This is a genomic window from Brevundimonas sp. (assembly GCF_013823285.1).
Lineage (GTDB): Bacteria > Pseudomonadota > Alphaproteobacteria > Caulobacterales > Caulobacteraceae > Brevundimonas.
In genome coordinates, this window is record NZ_PNLV01000009.1 from 37,119 (window position 1) to 43,118 (window position 6,000).

General features: G+C 68.7%; 6 protein-coding genes. 2 read left to right on the top strand and 4 right to left on the bottom strand.

The features are described from left to right. Positions 1-319 precede the first annotated feature (319 nt). Positions 320-1,144, top strand: a complete 825-nt coding sequence (locus tag C0461_RS02735) for a flagellin (protein ID WP_292103724.1) — start codon at positions 320-322, stop codon at positions 1,142-1,144. 139 nt (positions 1,145-1,283) lie between these two features. On the opposite strand, the gene C0461_RS02740 is transcribed toward C0461_RS02735, so the two are convergent. Then, entirely contained in the window at positions 1,284-1,760 is a 477-nt protein-coding gene (locus C0461_RS02740; protein ID WP_292103726.1) for a hypothetical protein, read from the bottom strand. A gap of 182 nt (positions 1,761-1,942) precedes the next feature. On the opposite strand from C0461_RS02740, the gene C0461_RS02745 reads away from it, so the two are divergent. Further along, on the top strand, positions 1,943-3,427 hold the full coding sequence (locus C0461_RS02745) for an inorganic phosphate transporter (RefSeq protein WP_292103728.1): 1,485 nt from the start codon (positions 1,943-1,945) through the stop codon (positions 3,425-3,427). On the opposite strand, the gene C0461_RS02750 is transcribed toward C0461_RS02745, so the two are convergent. The 3 genes from C0461_RS02750 to C0461_RS02760 all read right to left on the bottom strand — a co-directional run. Beyond that, positions 3,397-3,951 carry an NUDIX hydrolase gene (locus C0461_RS02750; protein WP_292103731.1) on the bottom strand — a complete coding sequence of 185 codons (555 nt, stop codon included), beginning with the start codon at positions 3,949-3,951 and terminating at the stop codon, positions 3,397-3,399. The genes C0461_RS02745 and C0461_RS02750 overlap by 31 nt on opposite strands. Before the next feature lie 109 nt (positions 3,952-4,060). Beyond that, entirely contained in the window at positions 4,061-4,468 is a 408-nt protein-coding gene (locus C0461_RS02755) for a response regulator (RefSeq protein WP_292103733.1), read from the bottom strand. A gap of 65 nt (positions 4,469-4,533) precedes the next feature. Next, positions 4,534-6,000 (bottom strand): EAL domain-containing protein (locus C0461_RS02760; protein WP_292103735.1); only part of this gene is annotated, 1,467 nt, incomplete at its 5' end.

Below are 6,000 nucleotides of genomic sequence, written 5' to 3' on the forward strand. Positions count from 1 at the left end.
GCGTAGCGGGGGAGGGGGCCGGCCGGCAGGATGGATGCTCGACCGCCGCGCGTCCGTCTGCGATCCAGCCCCACCCACACCCGCACAGCCCGGCTTCAGCCCCCTGCCGTCGCGGGCGCCTTGGCGCGCCTGCAATCGGCAAAAGCTTCCCCCGGGGCCCGGCAGAAATCGCGCGTTAGCGGGGGCGGCGCCGTCATTCCCTTGATAATCAAACACCTGATGTCGGCCCGATCCTTGCGGGAGCGTGCGCGAGCCAGAACCAGCTCGGCGGCCAGAAGGCCGTTTTTCACTCCCCGACCAGAATGGAAGGACCGCCGACATGAACTCGGTGAACGTAAACGTGGGCGCGATGATCGCGCTCCAGAACCTGAACAAGACCAACCAGGATCTGGGCACCACCCAGAACCGCATCAACACCGGGATGAAGGTCGCGTCCGCCAAGGACAATGGCTCTATCTGGGCCATCGCCCAGGGGCAGCGCGCTGAACTCGGAGCCCTGAATGCGGTTTCTCAATCGCTGGATCGCGGCACGTCCGCGGTCGACGTGGCCATGGCTGCGGGCGAGACGGTGTCGGACCTTCTGGTGCAGATGAAGGAGAAGGCCCTCGCGGCGACTGACGAGACCCTGACCACGTCCTCCCGCGAAGCGCTCGCGGAGGACTTCGAAGCCCTGCGCGACCAGATCTCCAGTGTGGTCGCCAACGCCGAGTTCAACGGGGTCAACCTGCTGAACACCGGCGCCACAGGTTTCGAGGCCCTCGCGGACGCCAGCGGCGCGCTGCGGCTCACCGTCGCGGCCGAAGTGATGGCGCTGGGCGGGACCATTGTGTCGGTCGGCGCAAGTCAGAGCATCACCAGCATGTCCGACGCCTCGACCGCGCTGGACGCTGTGGACGACTCCATCGCCGCCGTGTCCGCCGCCCTCGCGCGGATGGGCACGAAATCCAAGGCGCTGGAGACGCACTCGACCTTCGTCGGCAAGCTCCAGGACGCCCTGGAGGCCGGCGTGGGGAATCTGGTGGATGCGGACCTGGCGAAGGAAAGCGCAAGGCTCCAGGCGTTGCAGACGAAGCAGCAGTTGGGCGTTCAGGCGCTGGGCATCGCCAACCAGGCGCCGCAGATGCTTCTGGGCCTGTTCCGCTAGGGCCTGATCGGTTGAAGAGGAATCGCTTCGCGCTTCCTCCGACGCCGCAAGTCAGGCTCTCGCTGATGCCGGTTCTGTTCGGGATCAAGCGCCGGACGTGCGGAGCCTTCGGGCCCGCCGTCCGGCGTCCCTTACCGGATCAGCGAATGGTCGAGGGATCGCAGACCGCGATCACGCCCCGCTGGCACGCTTCGACCCGACGGCGCCACTCGGCCAGATTGGCCTCATGCTCCTGCTGCCGGCGCAGCACTTCGGCCTCATAGGCCGCCTGTTCGGCCATATGCTCTTCCTCCAGCCGCGCCACCCACGCCTCATGATCGCGCAGGCCCTGCTCGTATTCGGCCTGGGCCGAAGCGTTGGTCTGGCGCACGGACTGGTTATAGGCCTCGACCGCGGCGTTCAGACGCCGGGTCTCGTCGGTCTCCGGATCGTGGGCAGGCTTGTCGACCGGGGCGATTTCGTCCACCGGCGTCGGCTCAGCGGGGCGGGGCGGCGGAGTCCGGGTCCGCTCTTCGGCCTCCCGGGGATTGGCGAACAGATCGTCCACAGCGTCCTGGGCGGCTGCGGGCATGGCGACCGCCAGGGTCAGGGCGGCCAGCAGGGGGATGCGAAGCATGACGGGTCTTCCTTCACCTCGGCGCCGGGGGCGGTCCGGCGGTTCGTCCTCACAACGAGCATGACCGCCGAACCGTTGCAATAAGGCGCGTGGACGCCGCCGGCTCCCGACGGGGTGGGCAAGCATTCCGGCCTCTGCTAGTTGCGCCGTTTACGGACGAAATTCTCAGACAAGCGACGCTGTTGGCCAAGACCCTCGACAAGGATCTCAAGAAGATCGGCCGCCTGGAGGCCGCGACCGCGGATCTCGGGCGCTCGCTCGCGTTCCCCGGCGTCGCCCTGCTGTTCCTGCTGGCCGTGGCCCTGTTCGCCCTGCGCATCGCCGGTGTCGGCGACCTGGCCATCTATGTGGTCTTCGGCACGGTGGTCGCAGGCTACATGGCCCTGAACATCGGCGCCAACGACGTGGCCAACAACATGGCCCCGGCGGTGGGGTCCAAGGCGCTCAGCCTGACCGCCGCCCTGATCATCGCCGCCATCTGTGAAGTCTCCGGCGCCCTCCTGGCCGGGGGGGCGGTGGTCGACACCATCTCCAGGGGCATCATCACCCCGTCGCCGGAGCTGGACGCCCAGAGCCTGATCCTGCTGATGACCTCGGCCTTGCTGGCCGGGGCGCTGTGGCTGAACCTGGCCACCATCCTCGGCGCGCCGGTCTCCACCACACATTCCATCGTCGGCGCGGTTCTGGGCGCGGGCCTCGCGGCCTTCGGCGTCGGCGCCGTGGCCTGGCCGGTCATGGGGGGCATCGCGGCCAGCTGGGTCATCTCGCCGGTCATGGGCGGCATCATCGCGGCGGCCCTGCTGGCCTTCATCAAATGGCGCATCCTGTTCCAGCAAGACCGGGTCGCCGCCGCGCGCCGCTGGGTGCCGGTGCTGGTGGGGCTGATGGCGGGGGTGTTCACCCTCTATATGTTCTCCAAGGGGCTCAACCGGATCTGGACGCCCCCCACGGCCGTGGTGCTGATCGGCGGCGCCGCCATGTCCGTGATCGGCTGGGCGGGCTCACGGCCCTGGGTGCTGCGCAAGGCCCGGGGCATGGAGAACGCCAAGAAGCAGGTGGCCACCCTGTTCGTGCCGCCCCTGATCCTGGCAGCCGCCCTGCTGTCCTTCGCCCACGGCGCCAACGACGTGGCCAACGCCGTGGGGCCGCTGGCCGCCATCGTCGCCGCGGCCCAGTCCGGCTCGGCCGAGACCGGGGCTGTCGCCCTGCCGGTCTGGGTGCTGATCGTCGGCGGCATCGGCATCTCGCTGGGCCTGGCCCTGTTCGGGCCGCGGCTGATCCGCACCGTGGGCGAGAAGATCACCCGGATGGACCCCATGCGCGCCTTCTGCGTGGCGCTGGCGGCGGGCTCGACCGTGCTGGTGGCCTCCACCCTTGGCCTGCCGGTGTCCTCGACCCACATCGCCATCGGCGGCATCTTCGGCGTGGGGCTTCTGCGCGAGGTCATGACCAATCGCGGCGTGCGTCGGCGCAACGGAACCCCGTCGCCGGACACCATAGCGGTCACCCCGGAACAGGCCGTCAAGGCGGAGACCAAGCGTCAGAAGCGCCTTCTCGTCCGTCGCCAGCACCTTTGGGGCATCGCCGCGGCCTGGGTCGTCACGGTGCCTGCGGTGGCGATCCTCTCGGCGGTGATCTACCTGATCCTGACCCGTTTCCTTGGCTGACGCCGCCGCTTGAGCGGTTTGGCTGGCGGGCCGTCGGCATCCGGCGGCGCCGTGAGGTCGGCGTGCAGGCGATCCAGCACCACGAGCAATTCGGCATTGTCGATCAGCCGCCGGGCCTGACGGTGGGTGGCCCAGTGGCGTCGCCGGCTGCCGCGCTCCGGCCAGTCCTTGGCCTGGTCATCGACCTTCAGCGGATACAGATCCACCGCGATCATGCGACGACTGTGACGCTCGATCTTTTCGGTCCGGTAGGTGCCGATGGCGACCTTGCCGATCTCTCCTCGAACGCCGGCTTCCTCCCAGGCCTCCTTGGCGGCCGAGCGGGCAGGGGTCATGTCATCCTCCACCGCGCCCTTCGGAAAGATCCACCGGCCGGTGCGCCGCGAGGTGATCAGCAGATAGGTCGGCTCGTCTCCGGCCCAGGCATAGGGAATGGCGCCGCTCTGAACGGTCGAGGGGCGCCCCGCCGGGGGCCAGGTTCGTCTGTGGCGAGCCCCCAGGGCCCGCACGATGCGGCGCAACATCCAGCTACACTAGCCGGGTCGACTGAGTCGGGGGAGGCGGAAGACAAGCGTGTCGGGCGTCGCGTCCGGGGTGCGTCATCAGAAGGGCGCCGCGGGCCGACCGGGGCGGTCAGCGATTGGCCAAACCCGCCTTGGCCGGGAGCTTCGAGGCAGGGATCAGGAGATCCTTGACCACCTGTCGGAACCGCGCGGCGCTGAGCGGCTTGGACAGGACGGCGTCAGCGCCGAGCGTTGTGGCCACGGCGAGCAGATAGTTGGCGTCCATGCTGCCGCCGCTGGAGATCGCCAGAATCCGCACGTTCGGATAGAGCTGGCGCGCTTCCATGAGCGTCTCCAGTCCGTCCTTCTCGGGCATCAGCATATCGAGCACCATCAGGTCGATGGGGACGGCCTTGAGGATGCGGAGCGCCTCGCTTCCGTCGGCGGCTTCGACGATGGCGTGGTCCCCGTCGCGCAGGAACTCCACCGCGATGGCGCGTACGGTCGGGTCGTCGTCTACGATGATGATGGCGGCCATGAGTTTGCTCCGTATGCACACTCTCACGGAAAGGGCGCCAATCCGCTAACGGAGAGGCTTAACGCTCAGGCCGCGCGATCGCCCAGGCGGGAAATCTCGCTCAATTCCATAGGTCTGTAGAAATGGTACCCTTGGAGGTAGTGGACCCCCGCAGTGCGCAGGAAAGCCGCCTGTTCGGCCGTCTCCACCCCTTCGCAGACCACCTTCACCCCCAGGGCGCGGCCCACCCCGATGACGGCATGGATGATCGCGGCTGAAGCCGTGCTGGACAGGCAGTCCTGAACAAAGCTGCGGTCGATCTTGAGCGTGTCGAACGGCAGGTCCTTCAGGGCCTGGAAGCTGGTGAAGCCAGTCCCGAAATCATCCAGCGCGGCGCGTACGCCCAGCGCCTTCAGTTCAGCGATGCCGATCGCCGACCGCTTCATATCCAGCATGGCGGTTTCGGTGACCTCGATCTCCAGTCGTTGCGGATCGAAGCCCTCGGCCGTCAGGGCGTCACGCACCCGGTCCGCGAAGCCCGGCTCCTGGAACTCCTCGGGGAAGACGTTCACGGCGACGCTAAGATGTTCAAGGCCCGCCAGATCCCGCATGGCGCGGCGCATAACGAAATCGGTCAGTCGCGGACCCAGGGCCGCCCGGGCCACGCACGGCAGGAAGGCGTCGGGGCACAAGGGGCCTCGTTCGGGATGGTCCCACCGCACCAGCGCCTCGACCTTGCCGCAGGGACCGGCGTTGCGATCGACGATGGGCTGGTACACCAGCCTCAGGCCGCCGTTGGTCAGGGCTTCCTCGAACTCGGCCTCGAACGGTTCGCGGACGGGGGCGTCCCCGAACAGGGCGGCGGAGGTGAGCTCGAGGGCCTGATGCAGGCCGTCCACCTCGACGTAAAGACCGGATCTGTTCTCGCGCGCCCCGGCCTCGACGGTGGAGGCGGCCGCCGCCACGGCGCGGGCGCCGATGCTGAGGCTCATGGACTTCAGGGCATGGGCGGCGCGGGCCAGGGCGTCCCTGTCGCCCGTCAGCAGCGCGGCGTCGATTTCGCCTGCACGCAGCGGCGCATTGGCGCGATAGAGGCCTTGCACCCGATCCAGGAACTCGGGCTTGCGCAGGGCGATGGCGTCCAGTTCCGCCCGCACTTGGGGGTCAAACAATGCGGCGTCGGCATCCGCCTGCGGGGTGCGGGGTTCCGCGGGTTCCGGCGCCGTCACGGCCTTGTCGGCGCAGGTCCGCTGCAGGGCGCCTGCCAGATCCCGCACAGTGAAGGGCTTGTAGACGACACCGTCCATCCCCGCCTCGCGCCAGGCGTCGGCCCCGGCTCCGATCACATGGGCGGTCAGGGCCAGGATCGCCGCGCGGGGCCGGCCGGCCTCGCTTTCCTCCGCCCTGATGCGGGCCGTGGTCTCGAAGCCGTCCAGACCCGGCATGGACCCGTCCATGAACACCAGATCGAAGGCTTCGGCCCGCATGAGCTCAATGGCCGCTTCGCCGCTCTCCGCCAGGGTGACCTCCACATCCAGCTGACTCAGGGTCTC